The organism is Fibrobacter sp. UWEL (genome assembly GCF_900142535.1).
GTDB lineage: Bacteria > Fibrobacterota > Fibrobacteria > Fibrobacterales > Fibrobacteraceae > Fibrobacter.
Map to the genome: position 1 here is coordinate 1 of NZ_FRBE01000029.1, position 24,355 is coordinate 24,355.

The 24,355-nt window shown below is 51.7% G+C and carries 37 protein-coding genes, 1 tRNA gene and 1 pseudogene; 1 reads left to right on the forward strand and 38 read right to left on the reverse strand.

Annotation, left to right across the window (positions count from 1 at the left end; translation table 11 throughout):
* Positions 1 to 46: 46 nt before the first annotated feature.
* The 6 genes from BUB59_RS13635 to BUB59_RS13660 form a co-directional block, all read right to left on the reverse strand.
* Entirely contained in the window at positions 47 to 394 is a 348-nt protein-coding gene (locus BUB59_RS13635; RefSeq protein WP_143160414.1) for a hypothetical protein, read from the reverse strand.
* A gap of 50 nt (positions 395 to 444) precedes the next feature.
* Entirely contained in the window at positions 445 to 2,928 is a 2,484-nt protein-coding gene (gene lon, locus BUB59_RS13640) for an endopeptidase La (protein WP_083540347.1), read from the reverse strand.
* 49 nt (positions 2,929 to 2,977) lie between these two features.
* Positions 2,978 to 4,267, reverse strand: a complete 1,290-nt coding sequence (gene clpX / locus BUB59_RS13645) for an ATP-dependent Clp protease ATP-binding subunit ClpX (RefSeq protein WP_073230953.1) — start codon at positions 4,265 to 4,267, stop codon at positions 2,978 to 2,980.
* Positions 4,267 to 4,857, reverse strand: coding sequence for an ATP-dependent Clp protease proteolytic subunit (locus BUB59_RS13650; protein WP_073230955.1), 591 nt, complete (start codon positions 4,855 to 4,857; stop codon positions 4,267 to 4,269). Before BUB59_RS13650 ends, clpX begins: the two co-directional genes overlap by 1 nt.
* Before the next feature lie 14 nt (positions 4,858 to 4,871).
* Complete coding sequence (gene tig / locus BUB59_RS13655) at positions 4,872 to 6,131, reverse strand: trigger factor (protein ID WP_073230958.1); 1,260 nt, start codon at positions 6,129 to 6,131, stop codon at positions 4,872 to 4,874.
* A 41-nt stretch (positions 6,132 to 6,172) separates the two neighbouring features.
* Positions 6,173 to 6,252: transfer RNA gene (locus BUB59_RS13660), tRNA-Leu, on the reverse strand.
* 67 nt (positions 6,253 to 6,319) lie between these two features.
* Between BUB59_RS13660 and BUB59_RS13665 the strand changes: the two genes are divergently transcribed.
* Positions 6,320 to 7,552 carry an oligosaccharide flippase family protein gene (locus BUB59_RS13665; protein WP_073230961.1) on the forward strand — a complete coding sequence of 411 codons (1,233 nt, stop codon included), beginning with the start codon at positions 6,320 to 6,322 and terminating at the stop codon, positions 7,550 to 7,552.
* Here the strand turns inward: BUB59_RS13665 and BUB59_RS13670 are convergent.
* The 32 genes and pseudogenes from BUB59_RS13670 to tuf form a co-directional block, all read right to left on the reverse strand.
* Positions 7,493 to 8,851, reverse strand: coding sequence for an O-antigen polymerase (locus tag BUB59_RS13670; protein WP_073230964.1), 1,359 nt, complete (start codon positions 8,849 to 8,851; stop codon positions 7,493 to 7,495). The two genes, BUB59_RS13665 and BUB59_RS13670, sit on opposite strands and share 60 nt — an antisense overlap.
* A 3-nt stretch (positions 8,852 to 8,854) precedes the next feature.
* Positions 8,855 to 10,060 (reverse strand): GumC domain-containing protein, encoded by a 1,206-nt coding sequence (locus BUB59_RS13675; RefSeq protein ID WP_073230966.1) that lies wholly within the window; start codon positions 10,058 to 10,060, stop codon positions 8,855 to 8,857.
* 5 nt (positions 10,061 to 10,065) lie between these two features.
* Positions 10,066 to 11,232: a polysaccharide biosynthesis/export family protein gene (locus BUB59_RS13680; RefSeq protein ID WP_073230968.1), complete on the reverse strand. Its 1,167-nt coding sequence runs from the start codon at positions 11,230 to 11,232 to the stop codon at positions 10,066 to 10,068.
* Between the two features lie 146 nt (positions 11,233 to 11,378).
* Entirely contained in the window at positions 11,379 to 11,843 is a 465-nt protein-coding gene (rplQ, locus tag BUB59_RS13685) for a 50S ribosomal protein L17 (RefSeq protein WP_073230970.1), read from the reverse strand.
* A gap of 2 nt (positions 11,844 to 11,845) precedes the next feature.
* The gene (locus BUB59_RS13690; RefSeq protein WP_073230972.1) at positions 11,846 to 12,820 is read right to left on the reverse strand and encodes a DNA-directed RNA polymerase subunit alpha; all 975 of its coding nucleotides are present in this window, start codon (positions 12,818 to 12,820) and stop codon (positions 11,846 to 11,848) included.
* 18 nt (positions 12,821 to 12,838) lie between these two features.
* A complete protein-coding gene (gene rpsK, locus BUB59_RS13695; protein ID WP_073231016.1) occupies positions 12,839 to 13,258 on the reverse strand; it encodes a 30S ribosomal protein S11 in 420 nt (139 codons plus the stop codon).
* A gap of 26 nt (positions 13,259 to 13,284) precedes the next feature.
* A complete protein-coding gene (rpsM, locus tag BUB59_RS13700; RefSeq protein ID WP_073230974.1) occupies positions 13,285 to 13,653 on the reverse strand; it encodes a 30S ribosomal protein S13 in 369 nt (122 codons plus the stop codon).
* 9 nt (positions 13,654 to 13,662) lie between these two features.
* Entirely contained in the window at positions 13,663 to 13,779 is a 117-nt protein-coding gene (rpmJ, locus tag BUB59_RS13705) for a 50S ribosomal protein L36 (protein ID WP_014546097.1), read from the reverse strand.
* Between the two features lie 27 nt (positions 13,780 to 13,806).
* The gene (infA, locus tag BUB59_RS13710; RefSeq protein ID WP_014546098.1) at positions 13,807 to 14,025 is read right to left on the reverse strand and encodes a translation initiation factor IF-1; all 219 of its coding nucleotides are present in this window, start codon (positions 14,023 to 14,025) and stop codon (positions 13,807 to 13,809) included.
* Positions 14,025 to 15,386: a preprotein translocase subunit SecY gene (gene secY, locus BUB59_RS13715; RefSeq protein ID WP_073230976.1), complete on the reverse strand. Its 1,362-nt coding sequence runs from the start codon at positions 15,384 to 15,386 to the stop codon at positions 14,025 to 14,027. Before secY ends, infA begins: the two co-directional genes overlap by 1 nt.
* Positions 15,386 to 15,823: a 50S ribosomal protein L15 gene (rplO, locus tag BUB59_RS13720; RefSeq protein WP_073230978.1), complete on the reverse strand. Its 438-nt coding sequence runs from the start codon at positions 15,821 to 15,823 to the stop codon at positions 15,386 to 15,388. The genes secY and rplO overlap by 1 nt, the downstream gene beginning before the upstream one ends.
* Before the next feature lies 1 nt (position 15,824).
* Complete coding sequence (rpmD, locus tag BUB59_RS13725) at positions 15,825 to 16,004, reverse strand: 50S ribosomal protein L30 (RefSeq protein ID WP_073230980.1); 180 nt, start codon at positions 16,002 to 16,004, stop codon at positions 15,825 to 15,827.
* A gap of 11 nt (positions 16,005 to 16,015) precedes the next feature.
* Entirely contained in the window at positions 16,016 to 16,498 is a 483-nt protein-coding gene (gene rpsE / locus BUB59_RS13730) for a 30S ribosomal protein S5 (protein WP_073230982.1), read from the reverse strand.
* A gap of 14 nt (positions 16,499 to 16,512) precedes the next feature.
* Positions 16,513 to 16,884, reverse strand: coding sequence for a 50S ribosomal protein L18 (gene rplR, locus BUB59_RS13735; protein WP_073230985.1), 372 nt, complete (start codon positions 16,882 to 16,884; stop codon positions 16,513 to 16,515).
* Positions 16,885 to 16,893: 9 nt separating this feature from the next.
* A complete protein-coding gene (gene rplF, locus BUB59_RS13740) occupies positions 16,894 to 17,433 on the reverse strand; it encodes a 50S ribosomal protein L6 (RefSeq protein ID WP_073230987.1) in 540 nt (179 codons plus the stop codon).
* Positions 17,434 to 17,435: 2 nt separating this feature from the next.
* A complete protein-coding gene (rpsH, locus tag BUB59_RS13745; protein WP_073159155.1) occupies positions 17,436 to 17,831 on the reverse strand; it encodes a 30S ribosomal protein S8 in 396 nt (131 codons plus the stop codon).
* Between the two features lie 13 nt (positions 17,832 to 17,844).
* Positions 17,845 to 18,030 (reverse strand): type Z 30S ribosomal protein S14, encoded by a 186-nt coding sequence (locus BUB59_RS13750; protein WP_072980638.1) that lies wholly within the window; start codon positions 18,028 to 18,030, stop codon positions 17,845 to 17,847.
* A gap of 9 nt (positions 18,031 to 18,039) precedes the next feature.
* Positions 18,040 to 18,579: a 50S ribosomal protein L5 gene (rplE, locus tag BUB59_RS13755; RefSeq protein ID WP_073230989.1), complete on the reverse strand. Its 540-nt coding sequence runs from the start codon at positions 18,577 to 18,579 to the stop codon at positions 18,040 to 18,042.
* Positions 18,580 to 18,581: 2 nt separating this feature from the next.
* The gene (gene rplX / locus BUB59_RS13760) at positions 18,582 to 18,881 is read right to left on the reverse strand and encodes a 50S ribosomal protein L24 (protein WP_073230992.1); all 300 of its coding nucleotides are present in this window, start codon (positions 18,879 to 18,881) and stop codon (positions 18,582 to 18,584) included.
* The gene (rplN, locus tag BUB59_RS13765) at positions 18,881 to 19,249 is read right to left on the reverse strand and encodes a 50S ribosomal protein L14 (protein ID WP_073159161.1); all 369 of its coding nucleotides are present in this window, start codon (positions 19,247 to 19,249) and stop codon (positions 18,881 to 18,883) included. The genes rplX and rplN overlap by 1 nt, the downstream gene beginning before the upstream one ends.
* A 21-nt stretch (positions 19,250 to 19,270) precedes the next feature.
* Entirely contained in the window at positions 19,271 to 19,525 is a 255-nt protein-coding gene (rpsQ, locus tag BUB59_RS13770; RefSeq protein ID WP_073230994.1) for a 30S ribosomal protein S17, read from the reverse strand.
* Between the two features lie 18 nt (positions 19,526 to 19,543).
* Positions 19,544 to 19,735, reverse strand: a complete 192-nt coding sequence (gene rpmC / locus BUB59_RS13775; RefSeq protein ID WP_073230996.1) for a 50S ribosomal protein L29 — start codon at positions 19,733 to 19,735, stop codon at positions 19,544 to 19,546.
* The gene (gene rplP / locus BUB59_RS13780; RefSeq protein WP_073230998.1) at positions 19,735 to 20,148 is read right to left on the reverse strand and encodes a 50S ribosomal protein L16; all 414 of its coding nucleotides are present in this window, start codon (positions 20,146 to 20,148) and stop codon (positions 19,735 to 19,737) included. The genes rpmC and rplP overlap by 1 nt, the downstream gene beginning before the upstream one ends.
* Before the next feature lie 3 nt (positions 20,149 to 20,151).
* On the reverse strand, positions 20,152 to 20,811 hold the full coding sequence (gene rpsC, locus BUB59_RS13785) for a 30S ribosomal protein S3 (RefSeq protein WP_073231000.1): 660 nt from the start codon (positions 20,809 to 20,811) through the stop codon (positions 20,152 to 20,154).
* 5 nt (positions 20,812 to 20,816) lie between these two features.
* A complete protein-coding gene (gene rplV, locus BUB59_RS13790) occupies positions 20,817 to 21,164 on the reverse strand; it encodes a 50S ribosomal protein L22 (protein WP_073231002.1) in 348 nt (115 codons plus the stop codon).
* Positions 21,164 to 21,445, reverse strand: a complete 282-nt coding sequence (gene rpsS, locus BUB59_RS13795) for a 30S ribosomal protein S19 (protein ID WP_073231005.1) — start codon at positions 21,443 to 21,445, stop codon at positions 21,164 to 21,166. The genes rplV and rpsS overlap by 1 nt, the downstream gene beginning before the upstream one ends.
* A gap of 3 nt (positions 21,446 to 21,448) precedes the next feature.
* Positions 21,449 to 22,276 carry a 50S ribosomal protein L2 gene (gene rplB / locus BUB59_RS13800; RefSeq protein WP_073231007.1) on the reverse strand — a complete coding sequence of 276 codons (828 nt, stop codon included), beginning with the start codon at positions 22,274 to 22,276 and terminating at the stop codon, positions 21,449 to 21,451.
* A gap of 2 nt (positions 22,277 to 22,278) precedes the next feature.
* Positions 22,279 to 22,584 (reverse strand): 50S ribosomal protein L23, encoded by a 306-nt coding sequence (rplW, locus tag BUB59_RS13805; protein ID WP_073231009.1) that lies wholly within the window; start codon positions 22,582 to 22,584, stop codon positions 22,279 to 22,281.
* Positions 22,584 to 23,207: a 50S ribosomal protein L4 gene (rplD, locus tag BUB59_RS13810; RefSeq protein ID WP_073231011.1), complete on the reverse strand. Its 624-nt coding sequence runs from the start codon at positions 23,205 to 23,207 to the stop codon at positions 22,584 to 22,586. Before rplD ends, rplW begins: the two co-directional genes overlap by 1 nt.
* The gene (gene rplC / locus BUB59_RS13815; RefSeq protein ID WP_073231014.1) at positions 23,207 to 23,824 is read right to left on the reverse strand and encodes a 50S ribosomal protein L3; all 618 of its coding nucleotides are present in this window, start codon (positions 23,822 to 23,824) and stop codon (positions 23,207 to 23,209) included. Before rplC ends, rplD begins: the two co-directional genes overlap by 1 nt.
* A gap of 5 nt (positions 23,825 to 23,829) precedes the next feature.
* Positions 23,830 to 24,138, reverse strand: a complete 309-nt coding sequence (rpsJ, locus tag BUB59_RS13820) for a 30S ribosomal protein S10 (protein ID WP_073057019.1) — start codon at positions 24,136 to 24,138, stop codon at positions 23,830 to 23,832.
* A gap of 10 nt (positions 24,139 to 24,148) precedes the next feature.
* Positions 24,149 to 24,355 (reverse strand): annotated as a pseudogene (gene tuf / locus BUB59_RS13825) (elongation factor Tu); the annotation flags it as partial.

Here is a 24,355-nt window from a genome sequence, read left to right on the forward strand (position 1 = left end):
TTAAATTTTAGAAAATAGCCCATTTTTTGTTTAATTTAGGCGAAAGTCAACAAAAAAGGGTGGCGAAGCCACCCACACATGTTGATGAAGAGCCCATAGAAATTACAAATAAACCTTCGTAGGTTTTAACACCTCTTAAGCAAAACAAGTAAACCAAGGACAATGGCACCGCAAGCGATAACGGCAAAAAACATTCAGCCATTCTTTCACCGATGTAATTGAAGCTATCCATATTTTCATACCCATAAGCTTCATTTACAGCCACTTCCCTTTTATACCAAAAATACGGAAAGATTCCTAAAGCCATATTTTCAATCATGCAGATGATAACGCCTACCTTATTTACTTTAAAAGGTACGACATTTTCATTTGTCATTTCAGCATTCTCTTCCATAACCCCAACTTACAAAAAAGACCGCAGCAAAAACTGCGGTCCTTTAATTTTTATTTCTTCTTGCCAGGCTTCCTAGGTGAAACCTTTGCAGGCTTTTTCACAGCCGTCTTCTGAGGCTTTTCGGATTCAACATCCTCATCGTCTTCAGAATTTTTTGCGGCAGAGCCTGCGCTAGCAGGCGAAACCTGCGCATTCAAATCCGAAGCACTCACCTTCACTCCCTTAAACAAAATCTTAATGATTTCATCGATATGCTTGTGGGTGAAGATCTTCAGGCCCTTCTTTGCAGGTGCCGGGAGTTCGTCCACATCCTTCTGATTCTGGGCAGGGAGACGCAAGGTCTTCACGCCAGCCTGGAGTGCAGCCAGAGCCTTTTCGTTGAGGCCACCGATAGCCAGACAGTTGCCCGTAAGGCTTACTTCGCCAGTGAAGGCGATGTCCGTGGGAATAGGATGGCGGGTGAACGCGGAAAGGAGGCAAAGCGTGAGTGCGATACCGGCGGAAGGACCGTCCTTGGGAACAGCGCCTTCGGGTACGTGAATGTGGATGTCGGTCTTCTTCACGATGGCAGGGTCGATGCCAAAGCGCTGCAGACGTTCGCGAACCAGGGAAAGCGCAATCTGGGCGGATTCCTTCATCACGTCACCCAGCTTACCCGTCATAATGAGGGCGCCCTTGCCGGAGAGCAGCATGCATTCGATGGGAAGGATTTCTCCGCCCACGCTTGTCCAGGCAAGGCCCGTCACGATGCCCGGGCGGCCAGATTCAGGCAGGGTGCTACCGATAAAGCGGGGAGCGCCCAGGTATTCCTGCAAAGTCTTTTCGGTCAGATCCTTCTGGAACTTCTTGCCCATGACCATGTCTTTCGCGCGATGGCGAACCACGTTTTCCAAGGTACGTTCCAGCTCGCGGACGCCTGCTTCGCGGGTCCAGTCGCGGATAACCTTACGGACAATTTCGTCGGAGAAGGCGATGTCCTCACCCAGCTTCACGCCGGTACGTTCGCAAATGCGGGGCACCAGATAGTTGGACGCAATCTTTTCCTTTTCGTGGGGATAGTAGCCCGGCAGGCGCACCATTTCCAGACGGTCGTGGAGAGCTTCGGGAATCTGGTTTTCGTTATTGGCGGTAGCGATGAACAGCACACGGGACAAGTCCAGACCCACTTCCATAAAGTGGTCGGTAAAGTCGTGGTTCTGTTCCGGGTCCAAAACTTCAAGCATGGCGCTGGCAGGATCGCCGCGGAAATCGCTGGCCATCTTGTCGATTTCATCCAGAAGGATGATGGGATTCATGCACTTGGCGCGCTTCAATGCGTGAATGAAACGACCCGGCATGGCGCCGATGTAAGTGCGGCGATGACCGCGAATTTCAGCTTCGTCACGGACGCCACCCAAGGTGATGCGGACGAAATTGCGCTGCATGGCCTTGGCGATGGATTCCACCAGAGTGGTCTTACCAACGCCCGGAGGACCTACCAGGCAAAGGATGGGAGCGCGACGTTCCGTGCCCGTAAGCTTCAGAACAGCGATGTATTCCATGATGCGGTCCTTCACCTTGTCCAGCCCGAAATGCTTTGCATCCAGTTCGGACTTCACCTTCTTCATGTTCAGGACGGTGTCGGTGTACACATTGTACGGAAGCGTGAGGAACCAATCCAGATAGTTACGGCTCACGGCGTATTCCGGAGAAGTGGGCTGCATCATGCGCATGCGGGAAATTTCTTCTTCCAGCTTTTCCTGAATGGCGGGAGCAAACTTCTTTTCCTTCAGCTTCTTCAAAAGCTGATCCGGTTCGGACTGACCGTTTTCGCCATCCAGTTCATCCTGGAGCTGACGGATCTGTTCGGAGATGAACCATTCCTTCTGCTGCTGGGCCATCTTCTGGCGGACATTCTGCTGGACCTTCACCATCAGGGTGTCATTGCTGGAAGCCATCTGCATAATCTGCAGGAGGCGATTAGCCAGGTCGTTGATGTTCCCGATTTCCAGAAGAGTCTGGCGTTCATCCAGAGAAACCTGAAGGAACGGAATCATGCCATAGAAAGCATTCAGGTGGCTATCCATGGTGAACAGGGCATCCACCATACCTTCCGCAATATTGCGGTGCATGGAGTATTCCTTAAACTGGTTCAGCACCAGTTCAAAATTCTCGCTCTTGTCGGCCAGCTGAATCTTAGGATTACGTTCGGAAACCGTAACCTGCAGGAAACCCTTTTCCTGTGCAATGGAGCGGAGGTCCACCACGGTCTCACCTTCCAACACCACCTTCACGCAACCATTGGGGAACGGAGTCACGTTGCTTACGCGGGCAAGTACACCTACGGAATAAAGATCCAACATGGGATTCGCAATTTCTTCCAGCTCGATATTTTTTTGAGCAGAAAGAATAATTTCGTTACCGTGGGCTTCGGCGTATTCCAGTGCCTTCAGGGAAATTTCCCTACCCACCAGAATGCGGCGGGTGGTCAGCGGAAATACAATAGCGTCCCTCAGGGGAAGCAACGGATATGTCTTATTTACGTCAAGAGCCAAAATCGTTTCTCCAATGGCCCGCTAAAATTCAAGCGGAACCAGATCGAAGTTAGGAAGCTTTCTTGCGACCTTTCTTAGGGGCGGCAGCAACTGCGGTACTTGCCGGGGTCAAGCCTTCGCGAACCATTTCTGCAGTAACGGAAAGAGTCTTGGTACCGGATCCGGGAATGGTAAACATGAAACGCTGAAGGGCCTTTTCCATCACGGAACGAAGGCCGCGGGCACCTGTCTTACGGACCATGGTCTCACGCACGATTTCCTTCAGGGCGTCGTCAGTAAATTCCAGTTCCACGCCGTCCATTTCAAACAATCTCTTGTACTGTTTTACCAGAGCGTTCTTAGGCTGGGTCAGAATATTCAAAAGGGCAGCTTCGTCCAGTTCTTCCAAGGCAACAGCGATGGGCAAACGTCCCACGATTTCGGGAATCAAACCGAACTGGATCAAATCATCCGGTTCCATCACCTTGAACAGTTCGCTCAGGGTATTTTCTTCGGAACTACGAATGTCAGCGCCAAAGCCCATACCGCCCTGATTGACGCGGCGGGCAATAATCTTGTCCAAAGTTTCGAAGGCGCCACCGCAGATAAACAGGATGTTGCGGGTATTCACCTGCACCAAGGGCTGTTCCGGGTGCTTACGGCCACCCTTAGGGGGAACGGCCGCCACGGTACCTTCCAGAAGCTTCAAAAGGCCCTGCTGAACACCTTCACCGCTTACGTCGCGGGTAATGGAGGGGTTGGCAGTCTTACGGGCAATCTTATCAATTTCGTCAACAAAGATGATGCCACGTTCGGCACGGGCAACATCGTAATCGGCAGCCTGCAACAGGCGCACGATAATGCTGTCTACGTCTTCGCCCACATAGCCCGCTTCCGTAAGGACGGTAGCGTCGGCAATGGTAAAGGGCACATCCAGGAAACGCGCCATGGTCTGGGCAAGGAGAGTCTTACCGGAACCCGTGGGGCCCACCAGCAGGAGGTTGGACTTATCCACTTCCACATCGTTCTTGGAATTATGAGTTTGTTTGTAACGGAGACGCTTGTAATGGTTGTAAACCGCTACAGAAAGAGCCATCTTGGCCTGGTCCTGTCCGATGACGAATTCGTCCAGGTGTTCCTTGATCTGGCTGGGAAGGGGCAGAGGCTTAGAAGCGATTTCAGCAGCAGCCTCTTCCTGTACACGGCGGGAACGATCCTCTTCGATAATGCGATGGCACATGGATACGCAGTCGCTGCAGATATGCACGCCTGCACCAGTAATCATCTTCTCGACTTGCTCTGCCGGCTTGCCACAAAAACTGCAAGTCACGGTGGGGTGGTTCTTCCCGCTACGATACATTAAATTCCCTCTTTACGCGGCACAAAAATTTCATCGATGACGCCAAATTCCTTGGCTTCTTCGGGACTCATGTAGAAGTCGCGGTCGGTCTTGGTGCGAACTTCTTCAATAGGCTTGCCAGTATGCTTGGCAACGATTTCTGCCAGGGTGTCCTTAGTGCGGACGATTTCCTTGGCGGTAATCTGAATATCGGTAGACTGACCGGTGGCAGCGCCAGACGGCTGGTGCAGCATGATGCGGGAGTGAGGCAGAGCATAACGCTTGCCCTTGGTTCCTGCAGCGAGGAGCACGGCAGCCATCGAGGCGCAACTACCGATACAGATGGTAGCAATGTTCGGACGAACATGCTGCATGGTATCGTAAATGGCCAAACCTGCCGAAACGTAACCACCAGGGCTGTTGATATACAGCGTGATATCCTTCTCCGGATTCTCGTATTCAAGGAAAATCAGCTGGGCCATGACATTGTTGGCCACTTCATCGTTAATGGGAGTACCCAAGAAGATGATGCGCTCCTTGAGGAGGCGGGAGTAGATGTCATAGGCGCGTTCACCGCGTCCGGTGGTCTCGATGACGGTAGGAATGATCATTATGAGTTTACCTCTTACTTAGTTTCTTCAGCAGCAGCACGAATGCCAACGATGAAGTCTGCAGCCATCTGGATGCGGAGTTCGTCGCGCATAGCATTGATGCGGCCGGACTGACGGAAGTGGGCCTTCAGGGATTCGAAGTCCACGTGATATGCGTTTGCCATAGCCTGGAGACGTTCGTCAACCAGAGCCTGAGTCGGCTTGATCTTTTCGGCAGTTGCAACGAATTCGAGAATGCGATGCTTCTTGATTTCGCGAACAGCTTCCGGAGCCAGAACCTTGATCTGTTCTTCGGTGGGTTCCACAGCGTCCTTTTCGTTCTGGACGTTACGGTTGATGGACCAGCGGATCAGGTCGTTTACGCGAGCCTGGGGCACTTCGAACGGGTTAGCTTCGATGAGCTTGTCGATAGCTTCGTTGATAGCCTTGTTCTTCACTGCGTCCTTCTTCTGGTTTTCGATGCCATCAGCAAGGTTCTTCTTCAGGTCTTCCACATCCTTGACGCCAACCTGTTCGAAGAAAGCTTCGTCCATGGTGGGAGGAACGATGGCGCGAACGTCGGTAACTTCGACCTTGAACTGAGCGGTCTTACCGCGATAGCGTTCGTCCTTGTGGTCTTCCGGATACTGGAAGTTGATTTCCTTGGTTTCGCCGGCAGATGCGCCATTGAGACCAGCGTCGAATCCCGGAGAAGCGGATTCACCGAGGAGAGAACGGAATTCGCGGTTTTCAGGGAGTTCCTGCTTTTCGCCGTCAATGATGACTTCGATGTAGTTACCAACGACAACGTCGCCCTTTGCTGCTGCACGGTCAACGTGTTCGTCCTTGCTCCACATCTGCATCAGACGGTTGTATTCAGCGTCGATTTCTTCCTGGCTCACTGCGGTAGCGGGAACGGTGATACCGGTGTCGGCATAACCCTTGATATCGATTTCCGGATCCATTTCGACTTCAACCTTCAGAGTGATGTCTGCGGTCTTGTCGTCGTTGAAATCAACAACCTTCATGGCGCCAACGGGAATGATGTTAGCCTTCTTCAGTTCTTCCTGGACGATCTTGTTGATGGTTTCATCAACAACTTCGTGACGGATGGATTCACCAAACTGCTTCAGGATCATTGCCTTGGGAACCATGCCCTGGCGGAAACCCTTCAGGGTAACCTGCTTCTTGTACTGGTTCACCTTCTTTTCGAAGGGAGCAGTCAGGTCAGCCTGCGGAATGGAAATTTCGAGGGTGCGCAAAGTGGCGCTAGTTTCTTTGATTTCAACGCTCATTATGAACTCCGATAATCGATTTATATTAGATGTTAAAAACATGCGAGGGGTGGGAGTCGAACCCACACACCGAGGTACCAGATCCTAAGTCTGGCGCGTCTGCCAATTCCGCCACTCTCGCGATTTTGCACCCAAAGATACAAAATGCGAAAGACATTTGGATTTTAAACATCTAATTTTACCCACCGTTGCAAGCGTTAAAGAACATACGAATCGGAATTTTCATTTCACTGGTGAACATCCTCATCCAGGGAGTTTCCGTCCTCGTCCAAAATATTATCGCTTCTAATTTGGGAATTGTAAAGTTTGGATACTTCGGAATTTTACAAAGTGACTATACCATCTTCTGCGCACTAGCGGATTTTGGCATGGCAACCCTGATTTTGGCCTTTTTTGGCAAGCGGGCTACCCAGGGCAGGCTTTTTATAAACGTTCTCCAGTTACGACTTTCCATGACCGCCTTGGCGGCCCTCACGATGGTGGCTTTCGCCTTTATCTGCAGGTGGGATAGTCCAGTATTTTACGGAGAGCTGATTCTTGCGCTAGGATTGCTTTTCCAGCACGCCTTCTTTGACTGGTACTTCATCTGCGGAAACTTCTGGAAAAAACTGCTCCTGTCCAAAGTTCTCCACACCATCTCCTACACCACCATTATGGGAATCGCCCTGTGGTATCTCCACTTCGATTCCATCCCCGCTATCGCAGGCGCCATGGTGGTGGCTGCGTTACCCGCATTTGGATTCGGCGTGGGCCAGGCCTTTACTGCCAAGGTCCTGCGCATAGGACTTCATACCAGGAAGTTCTTTGCGCTGATGTTCAAATCCGCATGCCCTTACGCTCTTTCAAGTCTCGCTAGCTTTGCCTACCTGCCGGTGGGTCTCTATACTGTGGCAAGTTTCGCCTCGGAATCTTTTCTCGGGTCCTACAACTTTGCACACAAACTAATCATTCTCGCTTCGGGGCTCATGGTCCACTTCATTTCCAGTAGCCTCATTACCCTGCACCAGACGGATAGCAAGACCCTGCACCTTCGGGACCAGGCAGTATTTACCCTGTTCATTGCCGCAGTCTCCAGCCCCTTCTGGCTGTTCCCGGAATACACCCTCAGAATCATCTTCTTTGCAGCCCCCTGGACAAACGACGTCCTTGCAACCAGCTGTTTCTGCCTGAGAATTCTGGCACTGTCCCTCATCCTTCAGGCCACCCGCATGGGGATGATCTCCACCATGCTTAAGGAAAAGCGGACCTGGACCTATGGTATCATGATTACCGCAGGCGGTGTCGTGAACATAGCGGTATGTCTCATTGGAGCGCGAGTGCTCTCCAACAGTTACATCCCCCTCCTGACTTTGACAGGTGATTTACTGCTGAGCCTGCAATTGGCCGTCTACTTTATCAAGCACAGGCGCTTCGGCTGGTAAAGCCTTCGTTTCCGTAGAGACTCTCACGAGTCTGTTACGCCCGGCACAAATCGTTGTGGCAAAGTAGATATAGGCCACCCAAATGCAGTAAAGTCCCTGCTTGTAGCCCGCCGTAAAGAACCACCATCCAACGAAGTAAATGAACAGCGTATAGAGGGCAATCTGCCTGGGGCTATACTTACCGCACAGTCGCAAGTGCAATAGCGTGAGGGCCATGCCACAAAGCAGCGGGAACAGGCAGCAACCTACCAGATGGAAATCCTTGTACACTTCCCATAGGTAGTTTACCGTATTGAAGCCGTACACCTTCTGGATCTTTTCGTTGAAGGCATCGTCCCATCCGAAGCTGTTCCTAAAGCTACCGCTCACTCGGGCGTACTCAAATACGCCTGCAAAAAAGTCTATGCCATAAGTGTGCGGATGAATTTCGTCATCGTTCGCCGGGTTGATGGCATAATCCAAATTCCAGTAGTTGTTGGCCACGTACATGTAGGGCAACTTCATCACCGCATCCATAGCCTTGCCCTTGATATCACTTCCGCCATACTGGGCACGCAGGCTACTGATAGCCACAAAACTTCCAATGGCGATAATCAACGCCAGGGAAATAATAATGGGAGAAATACGCTTATACAGGAAGTTGGACATGATGACCAGGAAGCCCAAGTTACAGAACAGTGAAGTTCTGTTGGGATAGGCCATCAAGTTCATGGCAATGGTCAAAAGCACCATGATCTTCGAGATGTTGCACACCAAGGCATTGTTATTGAACTTCTTGAAGGCCGCAACCCCAAACATCAAGACCGCCAGGGGACCGCTACTCAGGAGGATGGCATAATAGCCGTAGTTCACATCCTTGCTCATCCAATCCGCGGGGCTCGGGGTAAACACAATCAAGTTACCCGCCTTCTGGACCACACCGTAGACGCCCACCATAAAGAACAGGAAAGCCACAAAGGAAAGGAACAGATGGATATTCCAGTTGTAGTCCTCGGGAGGAGACGGCTTGGACAAGTCGCAGGGAATGCGCTTAGACCTAGCATACTGCGTCACCAAGAAACATCCCCCGCAGAAAGACACCAGCCCGAGAATCCAGACCATCCAGGTCCTGGCGTGGAAATCCGTCATGGCAGGGTCAAGACGCAAGAAGGAAATACCCAAGGTCAGGAACTGGGTAAAGCAGTAAATGGAGATGGGGCTAAAGAAGTCTCGCTTCAGCAAGGCCACACGGACCAGGCAGAAAAGCGTGACCACCACAGAGACTGAAGTTTCCGGATATTCCATTATCCAGGAAAACATATCTTATGCCTTCTTTCTGGAGAAGTGACCCTTGAAGGCCTTCCACTGTCTTGCAGTCTCGGAATCACGAGTTTCCTCGTCTTCCAGGTAACCCAGGATATTGCAGATGATGGTGGCAAAGATGAAAGACACCATGAAAGTAAACATCAAGGTCACGCCACGGAGAGGGTAAATCTTCTTGTCGTTTTCCCAAGGCGGTTCCAGCACATGGAGGTTCGTCAGCATCTTTGCTTCTTCCATGCGCATCTGTTCGCTCTGCTGGCGAAGCAGCTTGTACATGGCTTCCTGCACGCGGATTTCAGTTTCGCGACGGACGTATTCAGCACCCAGTTCCGGAGACTTCTTCAGGGAGACAAGACCCAGGTCCTTGTGCTTTCCGTTCACGGCGCCGTTCAATGCGGTATTTACGCCCTTGTAGCGCTTGTTCAATTCGTCGTAACGTCTGCTGCCTTCACCGCGGTCAGCCTTTTCGAAAGCCATTTCCATGGACACTTCTTCACGTCTGGACTGCAAGGTGCTCAAGTACTTGAGGGTAGATTCCAGCTGAACTTCCGGATCGTAGATATTGTTCTCTTCCTGGAACTTCACGAAATCGTCGATGAGGGAATCCAGCGTGTGGGTGCAGGAATCTAGGCGGGACTGGAAGTAAAGGCGAGACTGCCTTGCCTGGGAAGTCTTGAAGGCGTTGAAGGCGGAGTCCGTCTTTTCCAGGATGAATCTCACCATCTGGGCGGCCAGCTTGTAGTCCTCGTCCTCCATGGAGATGGCGAACATATCTTCCTTGTTCACTTCCACGCCAAAGCTCTGGCGGAACTGCTTCAGCAAATCCGCATGGAACTTGCCGTCGAACTCGTAATGTTCAGCCAGGTTAAACTTCTCGATGACCTGGTTATGAAGTTCCCAGGAATTGATGATAGTCCAGACCGCATTGGCGTCTTCATCTGCAGTACCAAGACCCAGAAGGGAACTGACACTACCGGATGCGCCGCCCAGCATGGAGCTAAGCCCGCTCAAGGCGCTCTGAGAAGCAGCCGGAGGTGTTACCACTGCGACAGCGGCATATACAGGCTTGATCACCCACATCACCAGCACAAAGGCCACAATGGTAGGGAACAACAAAATAAACAGCCACAGCTTGAAACGTCTCAAGCAGTTGTTCATCACACGAAGGATGATTTCAATAAAACCAGCAGAAGCCTGCTTTTCCATAAAGCCTACTTGTAGTTAACGTAAATGATGAAGGCAGAGGAGAGCACAGTCAGGAGCGATGCAAGGAACAAGGTGAAGTCCTTGAAAGACTCGTAATGACTCTTGGGAATTTCGATGTAGTCGCCAGGCATCACCTGATCGGTGGCCACATTCACAGAAATTGCTTCCGGTTCCGTACCGCGCCAAATCCTAATCTGGCTCCAGGAACCAGAAATGGTGTTCAAGCCCGCGGCCGCCACATAGTCCAGCACACGCCAGGACGGATCGTAAGGGTAACGACCCAGGAAGTTCACTGCACCGCCCACATACACAAGCATTTCCTGTACGGAGAATTCCACTTCCGTGTTGGGAGAAACAACAGTGCTACCCATCTCGGTAACGGAAATCCAGCGGGGAGCCTTGCCCGGTTCACGCACGCAGGCAGCCTTATAGCCAAAGCTGTGAAGTCTTGCGCCACCAGCCAGTTCAAAATATTCCTGGAGGGTCCTGCCTTCCTTATAGGCAACGCTGGTCTTGTAGCCCGGGAAAATCATGGCCACGTTATCACCCAAGCCCACATAAGGAACATAAATCTTGTCGCCCTGTTCCAGCATGATATCATCATCGAAATTTCCATCGATGGACATGGCGCTGTAGTTCACATGGAGCGTATCCTTACCGCGAATCACCTGCACATCTTCCGTGTTGGCGCGGGTCACCGTACCGCCCATCTGACGGATGAAATAGCTCAAACGAGTCTGGGGGTCCACCATGTGCTGGCCAATCTGGCCCACTGCACCCATGGCATTCACCTTGAACTTCTTGAGGGCAGCCAGCTGCACATAGCAGAACTCACGCTTATATCGCCTTGCAGCAAGGTCCAGGATCAACTCCTTCGCTTCCGCAAGAGTCTTCCCGCCAATATTGGCTACGCCACATTCCTCAATGGCAATGGTACCATCGGGAGCCACCTGAACCGTCAGGTAGCTGTTCTCAAGCATTACATCCAGAAAGTCGCCAGGGCCAAGAATGTAGCTGGAATCCACGGCCACTTCCGCAGAAGCGGGCGTCAGGGCAATGCTACTGCGGGACGAAGGCCCAGAAGCCTTCACGGAGGACAGGCTACCGAAAGAAGACTCGGCAGCGAATACGCCCACACACAACAAAAGAAGAACAGCGATTAAACGTTGCATCAAAAATCCATATATCGATAAATGTTCGTTAAAAATACAAAAAACAAGTATTCAAGATTTCAGGCGCCTGTGATTCATGAACAATTACGGGCATAAAAAAAGCCCGGCCTTGCGACCGGACTTTTTTAAGCTTTTTACGCTATGGATTAGTTCTTGCTTTCGCCTTCAACCATGTCGACAGCTTCGGGCTTTGCAGCGTCAGCAGTCTTCTTGGTCTTCACAACGATTTCGTCTTCGACGAGACCGATGAGAGCCATTTCAGCAGCGTCACCAGCGCGGTTCGGGCCGAGCTTCAGGATACGGGTATAACCACCGTTACGGGAAGCATAGCGCGGGCCGATAGTGTTGAACAAATCCTGGAGAACCTTCGGGTCCATCACGAAGCGAGCTGCTTCACGACGTGCAGAAAGGTCACCCTTCTTTGCATAGGTAATCATGCGTTCCACATAGCTACGAACGAGCTTAGCCTTGTGGAGAGTGGTGCGCACGTAGCGGTTGCCCTGTTCGGCTTCCATACCCTTTCCAAGAATGGAGGTGGTAAGAGCGCGGAGGATGGCACGCTTGTGCTGGGCGTTAACGCCGAGTTTCTTGTTTTTTACACCGTGTCTCATTTTTAATCCTTCAAGTAGTCATCGACGTCCATACCAAAGCTGAGGCCCATGGAGGTCAATACTTCGTTAAGTTCAACCAAGGACTTACGACCGAAGTTCTTGTATTTGAGCATATCGTTTTCCTTGTTGCGCACAAGTTCGCCAACGGTATGGATGTTTGCCATACGGAGGCAGTTGCTGGAGCGAACGGAAAGTTCCAGATCGTCCACGCGGGTGCGCAGGAGCTGAGCAATACGCTGACGTTCTTCATCCATTTCAAGTTCTTCAGGAGATTCCAGATCGCCTTCGAAGTTGATGAAGATTTCCAGGTGATCGACGAGAAGCTTTGCAGCATATGCCAAAGCGTCTTCGGGATCGATGGAACCATCAGTAGTAATCTCGAGTTCCAGACGGTTGTAGTCCGTCTTCTGGCCAACGCGGGTATCGCTGATGTGCATTGCCACTTTCTGCACCGGGTTGAAGTTGGCGTCCATGGCGATTACGCCGATAGGAGCGTCCTTATCCTTCAATTCGTCAGCAGTGACATAGCCGCGGCCGCTGGAAATCTTGACTTCCAAGGACAGCGAAGCGTTACCGTTCAATGTTGCGATATGAACATCCGGAGTGAGCACTGCAACGTTCGGATTGTCCATGAAGTGCTTTGCCGTGACTTCGCCATCGCCGGACATATCCAGGCGAAGGGTTTCGTCGTGGTCAGACAGGAGCTTGACGCGGATGCTCTTGAGATTAAGGATGATATCGGTGACATCTTCCTTAACACCCGGGATCGTCGAAAATTCCTTGTCAACGCCTTCGATTTTCACGGAGACAATGGCCGCGCCCTGCAGAGAGGAAAGGAGCGTACGACGGAGAGCGTTACCGAGGGTAATACCCCAGCCACGTTCCAATGCTTCTACTACGAACTTAGCATAGCGTCCGTCTTCGCCGGTTTCCACTTTCTGGAAGCTGCGCGGCATCTGAAGTGATTTCCACATCATTGGCGATACCTCTTTAAATTAGACTCTTCTCTTCTTTTTAGGACGGCAACCGTTGTGAGGAACGCCCGTCACGTCTCGAATAGAGAGAACTTCGAGGCCCGCATTCTTGATTGCACGGACAGCGGATTCACGACCACCACCTGCGCCCTTAACGCGGACATCAACCTTACGCATACCGAGGTCGAAAGCCTTGTGAGCAGCGACTTCAGCAGCGAGCTGTGCAGCAAACGGAGTGCTCTTACGAGAGCCCTTGAAACCGGAGTTACCGGGAGAGCCCCAAGCTACAACGTTACCGCGAGCATCGGTAATAGAGACGATAGTGTTGTTGAAGGAAGCGAAGACGCATGCGATACCCTGGAGGTCAACGCGACGCTTGCCCTTCTTAACCTTAACTTCTTCAGCAGCCGGAGCTTCAACAGCGGCAGCAGTTTCATTAATTACTTCTTCAGCCACGATAAAACTCCTTACTTCTTCTTGTTAGCCACAGTCTTCTTCGGACCCTTACGAGTACGAGCATTGGTGCGGGAACGCTGACCGCGGACCGGGAGGCCCTTACGGTGGCGGATACCACGGTAGCAACCAATATCCTGCAGACGCTTAATGTTCAGGGTAACTTCTGCGCGGAGCTGACCTTCCACAGAGTATTCGTCTTCCAGAAGATGACGAATCTTACCTTGTTCTTCTTCAGTCAGGTCGTCACACTTCTTATTCTTGTCAATGCCCAGCTGAGCACAGACCTTATTAGCGGTGAACAGACCGACGCCATAGATTGCCGTCAGACCGTATTCAACAGTCTTGTTTCTCGGTAAATCGACACCAGCGATACGTGCCATACGATCTCCTTATCCCTGCTTCTGCTTGTGACGGGGGTTCTTCGAACAGATGATGCGCAATACACCCTTACGACGGATGATCTTGCAGTTTTCACATCTGGGTTTGATGGAGGCTTTGATTTTCATAGGTTTGACCTTCTTTGAAAATACCTATTACTTGTAACGGTATGTGATTCTTCCACGATTGAGGTCGTAGGGAGAAATCTCAACCAACACTTTGTCGTCGGGCAAAATTCGAATGAAATGCCGACGCATTTTTCCGGAAACATGAGCAAGGATTTCGTGACCATTTCCGAGCTGGACACGGAAGAAAGCGTTGGGGAGAGCTTCCAACACAACACCTTCTACTTGAATGCCTTCTTCTTTAGCCACTAACTTGCCATCCTGCCGCGAATGCGGCCACGTTTCAGGAAACCTTCATAGTTTTTGGTATGCAGTTGAGCTTCGAGCTGGCGAAGAGTATCAAGTGCAACACCTACCACGATCAGGACCGAGGTACCCCCAATATAGAAACTCATATTGAGAGCGTCTTTCATATGCAGAGGTCCGACGCTGATTAAAGCGAGGAAAAGGGACCCAGGCAGAGAAATTCTGGTTAGAACATGGTCAATATACTCTGCAGTTTGCTTGCCCGGACGTACTCCCGGAATAAATCCACCGGACCTCTTCAGATTTTCAGCAATATCGTTGGGGTTGTACTGAATTGCTGTGTAGAAGAAGGTGAAGAAGATAATGAGGAGTGCAAAGATCACACTATAGGAAATGTGACCCGGGATGAAAGCAGACGCAAAGGACTGCATTGCTGAAACATTCGGGAACCAGGATGCGATCATGGCCGGAATGAACATAATGCAGGATGCGAAAATCACGGGAATCACACCAGCGGTATTGACCTTGAAGGGCAAATAGCTGGACTGACCGCCCATAACTTTGCTTCCAACAGTCCTACGAGGACTCTGGAGTGGAATGCGACGGTTCGCCTGTTCAACGAAAACGATAAAGCCGACAATTGCGACCACCGCTGCCAGTATGAATACTTCCACAGCGAGAGGCTGAATGCCTTCCTTAAACATTTCCACTTCACGGAAGACGGCACTGGGAAGGCCGCCGACGATACCGGCGAAGATGATGAGAGAGATACCATTACCGACACCGTGGGAGGTAATCTGCTCGCCAAGGTACATCACAAAGATCGTACCAGCGGTGAAGGTCAGGGTAGCTAACAAACGGAAACCAAGGACGCCGGCACCAGAAGTGAAGTCGTCAGCGAGGACGGACACATTGGATGCGACGGCCGTGGAAACCTTAAGACTGGATAGCCAAACTGAAATACCCCAGCCCTGCAAAGCAGCCAAAGCCACAGTGAAGTAGCGGGTGTACTGGTTCAGCTTAGCGCGCCCTTCCTGTCCTTCCTTCTGCAGGGTCTGGATCGCAGGAAAAACGGAGCCCATCAACTGAATGATGATGCTCGCGCTAATGTAGGGCATGATACCCAGGGCAAATACAGTCGCCTTCGCGAAAGCACCACCCGTAAAGGAGTCGTACAAGCCGAACAAGTTGTTCGAATTACGGAAGTACTCAGCCAGAACAGCAGAGTTCACTCCGGGGATGGTGATGTGAGCACCAACGCGATAAATGATAAGAAAACCCAGCGTAAAAAGGAGCTTTTTACGCAGGTCTTCTATCTTGAAGGCATTGACGAACGCATCAATAGCTTTCTTGAGAGCTTCCATTAGATGATCTCGACTTTACCGCCAGCAGCTTCAATGGCAGCCTTTGCCTTTTCGCTGATAGCGTCTACCTTGACATTGATAGCCTTGTCAATGGTACCAAAAGCGAGGACCTTGACCGGCTGTTCGACGTTACGGATGAAGCCCTGATCGAACAGAGACTGTGCATCGAAGTCCACAACGCTGCAAGAAGCAAGCTTCTTGAGGTTCACGATCTGGAATTCGACACCAGCATGTTTGAAACCACGCTTCGGGATACGACGGTGGATAGGCATCTGGCCGCCTTCAAAAGCGACACGACCGGCCTTAGCGCTCTTACGAGCACCTGCACCCTTCTGACCACGGCCAGCAGTGGTGCCCCAACCGGAACCCGGACCACGGCCGATACGCTTGCGCTTAACGACCTTGGCCTTGCCAGGATTGAGAGTATTGAGTTCCATCTTAGATCTCCTCGACCTTAACCATGTCAGCCACGGCGTTGATCATGCCCTGGATGCTGGGGGTCAAATTGTGTTCAACAGTCTGTCCGATCTTGCGGAGACCCAGAGCTGCAACGTTTGCACGATGCATCGGGAGGCGACGGACGATACCCTTGATCAAAGTAATACGAACTTTCTTCATTGTATTACCCCTTAGGCGTTAGCACCGCGCAGAGCTGCGCAGTCCTGTTTGTTCTTCTGAGAAACAAGGCCTTCAATGCAAGCGCTTACGACAGTGCTCGGATTGGAGGAACCGTGAATCTTGGTGAGGATGTTGCGCACACCGGCGAGTTCGAGAACTGCACGGGCTGCAGCACCAGCGATAACACCGGTACCGGGAGCAGCCGGCATCAGGAGGATGCGGGTTGCACCGCTCTTGACTTCGATGTCATGAGGGATGGTGCCGTCCAGGAGCTGGACTTCAACGATGTTACGGTGAGCAGCTTCGGTACCCTTACGGATAGCTTCGGAAACTTCCTTAGCCTTGCCGAGGCCTACGCCGACCTTGCCATTCTTGTTGCCGATGACAACGAGAGCGGAGAAGGACATGCGACGACCACCCTTAACAGTCTTAGCGCAACGGTTGATGTGTACAACCTTGTCTTCAAATTCAGAAACTTGAGCTTCGCGTTCCAAAGTGTACCTCTCAATTAGAACTTCAAGCCGCCTTCACGAGCACCTTCTGCAAGGGCCTGAACGCGACCATGATAGATGTAACCGCCGCGGTCAAAGACCACGGATTCAATGCCCTTGGACTTGGCGACTTCAGCAATCAAGAGACCGAGCTGCTTGCTCTGTTCAGACTTCGTCATTTCACCAAACTTACCCTGGAAATCCTTGGAAGTAGTGGAGAGCTGAGCGATAGACTTGTTGTTTGCGTCATCGATAATCTGGGCGACCATGTGAGACAAGGAACGGCGAACAGCCAAACGAGGGCATTCTGCAGTTCCGACGACAGACTTGCGTACGCGAGCGTGGCGTGCGATTCTGGACTGGATTCTTTTCTTAGCAATTGCAGTCATAGTTTACCCTTATTTACCTGTCTTCTTACCCTGCTTGCGACGGACAATTTCGCCAGCGTACTTGATGCCCTTGCCCTTATACGGTTCAGGACGACGGTACTTGCGAATTTCTGCTGCAGCCTGGCCGACCTTCTGCTTGTCGATACCCTTGATGGAAATCTTCAGAGGATCAACAGCCTTCAGTTCAACGCCTTCCGGTGCCTGGTAGATAACCGGGTGAGAGAAACCGAGAACGAGGTTCAGGTCCTTACCCTTCTGTTCTACACGGTAGCCAACGCCAACGATTTCGAGAATCTTTTCGAAACCCTTGGTCACGCCTTCGACCATGTTGGCAACGAGAGCGCGAGTGGTGCCGTGAATAGCACGGGTGAACTTCTGATCGTCAGGACGGGTGAAGGACAGCTGGTTGTTTTCGAACTTGATAGCGATCAGTTCGTGAACGTCAGCTTCGAGCTTGCCGAGGGGGCCTTCAACCTTGATGTTCTGACCATTGATGGCAACCTTTACGTTTGCCGGAACGTTGATAATAGCTTTACCGATACGGGACATCTTTACCAAACCTTTGCGATGACTTCGCCGCCCACATTTTCCTTGCGAGCTTCGTGGTCAGTCATGACGCCTTTAGAGGTGGAGATGATAGCAAAGCCGAGGCCGTTACGAACGCGAGGAAGCTTGGCTGCGTCAACGTAGTGACGAAGACCCGGCGTAGACACGCGCTGGATGCCCTGGATTGCAGATTCGCCATTGGTGTAGCGGAGGAGGACCTTCAGGATGCCCTGCTTGCCATCTTCAACTACGACGAACTTCTTAATGAAACCTTTTTCCTGCAGCACGCGTGCAATTTCGCGCTTCAGGTTGCTGGCGGGAATGTCCACCACGGGGAGCTTTGCCGTAGAGGCATTGCGGATACGGGTGAGCATATCGGCGATAGGATCTGTCATTGCCATGAGTATACTCTCCTTACCAAGAAGACTTAGTGATACCGGGGATTTCGCCGGCGAGTGCCATTTCGCGGAAGCAAATACGGCAAAGGCCAAAGCGGCGCATAAAGGCGTGCGGCCTACCGCAACGCTTGCAACGGTTGTACCCACGAACGGTATACTTCGGAGTACGCTTGCATTTTTCAATCATTCTTTTGCTTGCCATGGTATTACCTTACTTACGGAAGGGGAGTCCAAGTTCTTCAAGCAGGGCACGGCCTTCGTCATCGGTCTTTGCAGAGGTGACGAAAGAGATGTCCATACCGAAAGTGCGAGAGATCTTGTCGATATCGATTTCGACGAAGATGGTCTGTTCCTTAATGCCCAGGGTAAAGTTACCCATGCCATCGAAACCACGACGTGCGAGACCACGGAAGTCACGAACACGAGGAAGGTCGATGTTGATAAAGCGGAACAGGAAGTCCCACATGTTATCACCATGGAGGGTTACCTTAGCACCGATACCGATACCTTCACGGAGGTGGAAGTTAGCGATAGCCTTCTTAGCATTGGTAATGACAGCCTTCTGACCAGAGATAGCGGTCAGAGTGTCTGCAGCTTCGTCGAGAACCTTACGGTTCTGGGAAGCAGCGCCCACGCCCATGTTGATCACGATCTTCTGAAGGCGGGGAATTTCCATCACGTTCTTGTAAGCAAACTTCTGCTGCAAGGCCGGGACGACTTTTTCGAGATAAAATTGCTTCATCTGGTTCATAGTTATACCGCCTTACCGGTTTTGACGCTCACGCGAACAGCCTTCTTACCAGCTTCGCGAGCGATGCGGGTACGAACGGGAGTGTTGCCTTCGAGAAGCATCACGTTGGAAATGTCGATCGGCAGTTCCTTTTCGATGATGCCACCAGTCTGGTTAGTCTGGCTCGGCTTTTCGTGACGCTTGCAGACGTTAACGCCGCTAACGGTCACCTTGCCGCCCTTGACACTGATCACGGTGCCGGTCTTGCCCTTGTTGGCACCGGAAATCACCTTGACGTTATCATTCTTCTTGATGTTAGCCATTAGAGAACCTCAGGTGCGAGGGAGATGATCTTCATGTACTTCTTGTCGCGGAGCTCACGAGCCACCGGTCCAAAAATACGGGTTCCACGCGGTTCACCTTCCTTATTGATGAGAACCACTGCATTGTCGGAGAAACGGATCAGCGTTCCATCCGGACGTGCGATTTCCTTACGGGTGCGGACGACTACTGCGTCTGCCACGGAACCCTTCTTCACCTTGCTCTGGGGGATAGCGTCTTTAACGGCTACCTTGATGACATCACCGATGCTAGCATAGCGACGGTTTGTGCCACCCAAAACACGGATGCAGGCGACTTCCTTGGCACCACTGTTATCGGCCACGACGAGTCTGGTTTCTTCTTGAATCATATTCGCCTTACTCCAAAAAGATTATTTCTTCTTTTCCACAATGCGGACCAAACGCCAGCGCTTGGTTGCAGAGAGGGGACGAGTTTCCATGATTTCTACCAAGTCGCCTTCCTGGGCTTCATTCTTTTCGTCATGAGCCTTGAGCTTCTTAGTAGTAGTCATGATTTTGTTGTACATCGGGTGACGCTTGCGGTTTTCAACCACAACCGTGATGGTCTTATCCATCTTGTCAGAGGAGACTACACCCTGCTTAACCTTACGAAGGTTTCTTTCCATTTCCTGCTCCTGCCTGGCTTAAGCCTTGGCCTTTTCGGTGAGGATGGTCTTGACGCGAGCGATGTCCTTGCGGGTCGCAGCAATCAAAGAGGGTTTTTCCAAGCTACCGAGCTTTGCAGCCATGCGGTAGTTGAACAGATCGAGATTCAACTGGGCCAGCTTTTCCTTGAGCTGGTCAACGCCCAGTTCCTTTAATTCACGTGCCTTCATTAGATCTCCGATTCTTCGATGATTTTGCACTTGAGGGGGAGCTTCTGTGCGGCAACGTGGAGAGCTTCCAGTGCCAGTTCACGTTCAACACCACCCATTTCGAAAATGATGCGACCCGGGAGGATGACGGCTGCCCAGAATTCGACAGCGCCCTTACCCTTACCCATACGAGCTTCAGCAGGATGGCGAGTAATCGGCTTGTCGGGGAAGACGCGGATCCAAACGCGGCCACCGCGCTTGATCTTACGAGTCATGGCGATACGAGCAGCTTCAATCTGACGAGCAGTGAGCCAGCACTTTTCGAGAGCCTGAATGCCGAATTCGCCGAAGGCGATGGAGTTACCGCGAGAGGCGACGCCCTTCATGCGGCCTTTCATCTGCTTACGATGTAATGTTCTTTTAGGACTCAGCATATATTACTTCTCTCTCTTGTTATCGGACATGACGTCCTTACCAATCTTTTCGCCGTGCATGATCCACACCTTGATACCGATAGCACCGTAAACGGTCTTAGCGATAGCAGTAGCGTAGTCGATGTCTGCACGAAGAGTGTGCAGAGGCACGCGGCCTTCAGCATACTTTTCAACGCGGGCGATTTCAGCACCACCGAGACGGCCGCCGCACTGAATCTTGATACCTTCCACACCAGCGCGCATTGCGTTCTGGATGGCGCGCTTCATAGCGCGACGGAAGGAAATACGCTTTTCGAGCTGACGAGCGATGTTTTCGGCGACGAGCTTGGAGTCGGCGTCGGGACGCTTGATTTCCTGGACGTTAATATAGATTTCTTTTCCGGTGAGGAACTGGAGTTCGCCCTTCAGCTTCTCCAATTCTTCGCCCTTACGACCGATAACGATACCCGGGCGAGCGGTAAAGAGGTTGACGTTCACCTTCTTGACGGTACGTTCGATGCCAACCTTGGACAGGGAAGCATGTTCGAAGCGCTTCATCAAGTAGCGACGGAGCACGATGTCTTCATAAAGAAGATCGGCAAACTTGTCTTCGGCATACCACTTGGATTCCCAGCCGCGGATAACGCCAAGACGAAGACCATTCGGATGAGTTTTCTGACCCATTTTAATTACTCCTTGTTGGCCACAACGACTGTGATGTGAGAGAGCGGCTTTTCGATACGGAAAGCACGACCCTGAGAACGCGGATGGATGCGCTTCATGATGGTTGCACCGTCGGCAGTGATGGTCTTGATGACCAGTTCTTCGACAGCAACAGCACCGGCAGACTTCTGCTTGAAGTTAGCAACAGCGGACTTCAGAGCATTTTCTACCAGGGGAGCGCCCTTGGTCTGCGTGTGGAGGATGGAAAGCATTGCGAATGCTTCTGCAACGGACTTGCCGCGAACCAGGTCGACAACGCGACGCAGCTTGCGAACACCGTAGCGAACGTTTTTCACTTTAGCGACAGCTTGCATTATTTCTTGCCTCCAGCAGCTTCAGTCTTACGGTGACCCTTGAAAGTACGGGTCAGGGAGAATTCACCGAGCTTGTGACCGACCATGTTTTCGGTTACGTAAACAGGGATGAACTGCTTGCCGTTATAGACGGAGAAAGTGAGACCAACCATATCGGGGATGATGGTGGAACGACGAGACCAGGTCTTGATGGCCTGCTTCTTGTCGGAACCAGCCATTGCCTGAGCTTTGACGAGAACGTGGGAATCCACGAACGCACCTTTCTTAAGGGATCTAGACATGAATTAGGCCCTCTTCTGACGACGACGAACGATGAAACGATCGGTACGCTTATTGTTACGAGTTTTTGCACCCTTAGAGTTCTTACCCCAAGGAGAGCAGGGATGACGACCACCAGAGGTACGACCTTCACCACCACCAAGCGGATGGTCAACCGGGTTCATCACGACACCGCGGACAGCGGGACGCTTACCGAGCCAGCGAGAACGGCCAGCAGAACCGGAAGATTCGTTCATGTGATCGACATTGGAAACCTGACCAACGGTAGCGAGGCAGTCTTCGGGGATGTAGCGAACTTCGCCACTCGGGAGACGAACCTGGCACAGCTTGCCATCCTTAGCAACCAGTTCTGCACCGGCACCAGCGGAACGAGCAATCTGGGCACCCTTGCCCGGCTTCATTTCAATGTTGTGAATGATGGTGTTCAGCGGAATTTCGCGGAGGGGAAGAGCGTTACCCAGGCGGAATGCGGAACCTTCGCCAGCATTCAGCACATCGCCAACCTTGATTTCGGCCGGAGCGATGATGTAAGCGCGCTTGCCATCTTCGTACTTGACGAGGGCGATACGTGCGGAACGATTCGGATCGTATTCAACGGTTTCGACGGTGCAGGAACCAGTGTTCTTGCGCTTGAAGTCGATGATACGATACAACTTCTTGTGACCACCACCGCGACGGCGGGAGGTGATTTCACCGGCGTTGTTACGGCCAGAGCTACGCTTGATACCTTCGGTAAGCGGCTTGTACGGCTTTTCAGCAGTGATTTCCTTGCGGTCACCAATCTGCTTGTAACGAAGCGTCGGGGTAAGCGGGCGATAAGACTTCAAACCCATGATTATACTCCTTCGAACTCAGCGATGGACTGACCGGCCTTCAAAGTAATGTAGGCCTTCTTCCAGTTGGACTTCTTGCCAGCAGCCATGCCCATACGGACACGCTTCATCTTACCACGGTTGATCAAGGTATTGACGGAGTCAACAGAAACGTTGAAACGCTTTTCAATAGCTTCCTTGATTTCAGTCTTGGTAGCAGACTTGGCAACCTTGAACACGTACTTCTTTGCACCCTTAGATGCAGCCATAACCTTGGCAGCGTCTTCGGTGATGTGCGGAGCAACGAGAATTTCGTGAATTTCAGCCATTAGCGGCCTCCTTCAAGTTCTGCGAGAGCAGCCTGAGAGATAACAACGTTGTTTGCACGAACGATATCGTAGGTGTTGACGTCAGCAACGCGAGCGCAACGGCACCAAGGGATATTGTTGGAAGACAGGTAGAGGTTAGCGTCCTTGTCGCTCACGATGAAGAGAGCGTTACGCTGTTCCAGACCAGCCTTAACGAGAACGGAAAGGAGATCCTTGGTCTTGGGAGCTGCGAAGCTGAGAGCTTCGAACACAACCACCTTACCTTCTGCAGCCTTAGCGGACAGAGCAGAGTGGAAAGCGATCTTCTTGACCTTCTTGTTCACCTTTTCGAAGTAGTCATGAGACTTAGGACCGTGAGCCTTAGCACCACGAACCCAAACTGCAGAGGTGTTCTGACCGGAACGAGCGCGGCCGGTACCCTTCTGCTTCCAAGGCTTCTGACCACCACCGCTAACGGAGGACTTGTTCTTGGTCTGAGCAGTGCCCTGACGGTTGTTGTTCAGGATAGCCTTGATATGCAAGTACATGCAAACCTTGTTGACTTCTTCCTCGAACATTGCCGGAAGCTGGATTTCATTCTTGTAGTCGCCAGTAGCGGCGAAAAGCTTTGCATTAGTAGCCATTAGTCTTTCCTCACCACGATAATGCTGTTCTTTGCACCGGGGACTGCGCCACGGACGAAGATCAGGTTGCGGTCGCCATCAACTTTAACGACCTGGAGGTGCTTAACGGTAACCTTCTTGTTACCGAACTGGCCAGCCATGCGCTTACCCGGGAAAACACGACCCGGATAGGAGTGAGCGGAAGTACCACCCGGTTCGCGCATATTGTGCGTACCATGGGAACGAGGACCGCTGTGGAAGTTGTGGCGCTTGATGGTACCAGAGAAGCCGTGACCCTTGGAGATACCGGAAACGTTGACGACCTTAGCGTCAGCGAAATCAGCAGCACCGAATTCCTTGCCTACCGGCCAGGATTCGAGATCAGCGACATCAAATTCAGCGAGGTGTTCACGAACAGCAACGTCAGCCTTCTTAAAGTGGCCGATTTCTGCCTTGTTGGCACGCTGTTCCTTCTTGAGACCAAAGCCGATCTGGACAGCAGTATAGCCGTCCTTCTCTTCTGTCTTGTGGGAAACAACCACGCACGGACCGGCTTCGAGAACCGTTACAGGAACGCATTCGCCCTGTTCCGTGAATACTTGGGTCATTCCCAATTTCTTTGCGAGAATACCGTTCATTGTTATTAAACCTTAATTTCGACTTCAACGCCTGCGGGCAAGTCAAGTTTCATGAGGGAATCTACAGTCTGCGGAGTAGCATCAAGGATGTCGATAAGACGCTTGTGCGTACGGGATTCGAACTGTTCACGAGAAGTCTTGTTAATATGCGGAGAGCGGAGCACCGTATACTTCTGGATCTTCGTCGGCAGAGGGATGGGGCCAGCAATGCGGGCACCAGTGTTCTTAGCTGTATTCACGATGTCTTGAGCAGAGCGGTCGATCATGCGATGATCGAAGCTCTTCAAGCGAATACGAATGCGTTCACCAGCCATTGTAAATTCCTTACTTGATGATTTCGGTTACAGAACCAGCACCAACGGTACGGCCACCTTCGCGGATTGCGAAGCGGAGCTGCTTTTCCATTGCGATCGGGGCAATGAGAGTGGTGTGGATGGTCACGGTGTCACCCGGGGTCACCATTTCGACACCTTCCGGCAGCTGGATGGTACCAGTAACGTCGGTAGTGCGGAAATAGAACTGGGGACGATA

Coding starts and splice junctions, on each gene's coding strand:
- rplD (WP_073231011.1), bottom strand. CDS start 23,207: ATGGCTACTAATGCAAAGCTTTTCGCCGCTACTGGCGACTACAAGAAT.
- rplE (WP_073230989.1), bottom strand. CDS start 18,579: ATGAACCAGATGAAGCAATTTTATCTCGAAAAAGTCGTCCCGGCCTTG.
- BUB59_RS13680 (WP_073230968.1), bottom strand. CDS start 11,232: ATGCAACGTTTAATCGCTGTTCTTCTTTTGTTGTGTGTGGGCGTATTC.
- rpsS (WP_073231005.1), bottom strand. CDS start 21,445: ATGTCTAGATCCCTTAAGAAAGGTGCGTTCGTGGATTCCCACGTTCTC.
- rplV (WP_073231002.1), bottom strand. CDS start 21,164: ATGCAAGCTGTCGCTAAAGTGAAAAACGTTCGCTACGGTGTTCGCAAG.
- rplQ (WP_073230970.1), bottom strand. CDS start 11,843: ATGAGACACGGTGTAAAAAACAAGAAACTCGGCGTTAACGCCCAGCAC.
- BUB59_RS13675 (WP_073230966.1), bottom strand. CDS start 10,060: ATGGAAAAGCAGGCTTCTGCTGGTTTTATTGAAATCATCCTTCGTGTG.
- rplO (WP_073230978.1), bottom strand. CDS start 15,823: ATGGAACTCAATACTCTCAATCCTGGCAAGGCCAAGGTCGTTAAGCGC.
- rplW (WP_073231009.1), bottom strand. CDS start 22,584: ATGGCTGAAATTCACGAAATTCTCGTTGCTCCGCACATCACCGAAGAC.
- rpmC (WP_073230996.1), bottom strand. CDS start 19,735: ATGAAGGCACGTGAATTAAAGGAACTGGGCGTTGACCAGCTCAAGGAA.
- BUB59_RS13635 (WP_143160414.1), bottom strand. CDS start 394: ATGGAAGAGAATGCTGAAATGACAAATGAAAATGTCGTACCTTTTAAA.
- rpsC (WP_073231000.1), bottom strand. CDS start 20,811: ATGGGTCAGAAAACTCATCCGAATGGTCTTCGTCTTGGCGTTATCCGC.
- BUB59_RS13690 (WP_073230972.1), bottom strand. CDS start 12,820: ATGATGTGGAAATCACTTCAGATGCCGCGCAGCTTCCAGAAAGTGGAA.
- rplF (WP_073230987.1), bottom strand. CDS start 17,433: ATGTCCCGTATCGGTAAAGCTATTATCAACGTTCCGGCAAACGTAAAG.
- rplB (WP_073231007.1), bottom strand. CDS start 22,276: ATGGGTTTGAAGTCTTATCGCCCGCTTACCCCGACGCTTCGTTACAAG.
- clpX (WP_073230953.1), bottom strand. CDS start 4,267: ATGTATCGTAGCGGGAAGAACCACCCCACCGTGACTTGCAGTTTTTGT.
- rpsM (WP_073230974.1), bottom strand. CDS start 13,653: ATGGCACGTATCGCTGGTGTCGATTTACCGAGAAACAAGACTGTTGAA.
- BUB59_RS13750 (WP_072980638.1), bottom strand. CDS start 18,030: ATGGCAAGCAAAAGAATGATTGAAAAATGCAAGCGTACTCCGAAGTAT.
- rpsJ (WP_073057019.1), bottom strand. CDS start 24,138: ATGGCTGGTGAACGCATTCGTATTCGCTTGAAGAGCTTCGATCATCGC.
- rplC (WP_073231014.1), bottom strand. CDS start 23,824: ATGAACGGTATTCTCGCAAAGAAATTGGGAATGACCCAAGTATTCACG.
- BUB59_RS13670 (WP_073230964.1), bottom strand. CDS start 8,851: ATGTTTTCCTGGATAATGGAATATCCGGAAACTTCAGTCTCTGTGGTG.
- rpmD (WP_073230980.1), bottom strand. CDS start 16,004: ATGAAGAAAGTTCGTATTACTTTGATCAAGGGTATCGTCCGTCGCCTC.
- rplN (WP_073159161.1), bottom strand. CDS start 19,249: ATGATTCAAGAAGAAACCAGACTCGTCGTGGCCGATAACAGTGGTGCC.
- secY (WP_073230976.1), bottom strand. CDS start 15,386: ATGGAAGCTCTCAAGAAAGCTATTGATGCGTTCGTCAATGCCTTCAAG.
- tig (WP_073230958.1), bottom strand. CDS start 6,131: ATGAGCGTTGAAATCAAAGAAACTAGCGCCACTTTGCGCACCCTCGAA.
- rpsQ (WP_073230994.1), bottom strand. CDS start 19,525: ATGGAAAGAAACCTTCGTAAGGTTAAGCAGGGTGTAGTCTCCTCTGAC.
- rplP (WP_073230998.1), bottom strand. CDS start 20,148: ATGCTGAGTCCTAAAAGAACATTACATCGTAAGCAGATGAAAGGCCGC.
- BUB59_RS13650 (WP_073230955.1), bottom strand. CDS start 4,857: ATGATCATTCCTACCGTCATCGAGACCACCGGACGCGGTGAACGCGCC.
- rpsH (WP_073159155.1), bottom strand. CDS start 17,831: ATGGCAATGACAGATCCTATCGCCGATATGCTCACCCGTATCCGCAAT.
- rplX (WP_073230992.1), bottom strand. CDS start 18,881: ATGGCTAACATCAAGAAGAATGATAACGTCAAGGTGATTTCCGGTGCC.
- rpmJ (WP_014546097.1), bottom strand. CDS start 13,779: ATGAAAATCAAAGCCTCCATCAAACCCAGATGTGAAAACTGCAAGATC.
- rplR (WP_073230985.1), bottom strand. CDS start 16,884: ATGACTGCAATTGCTAAGAAAAGAATCCAGTCCAGAATCGCACGCCAC.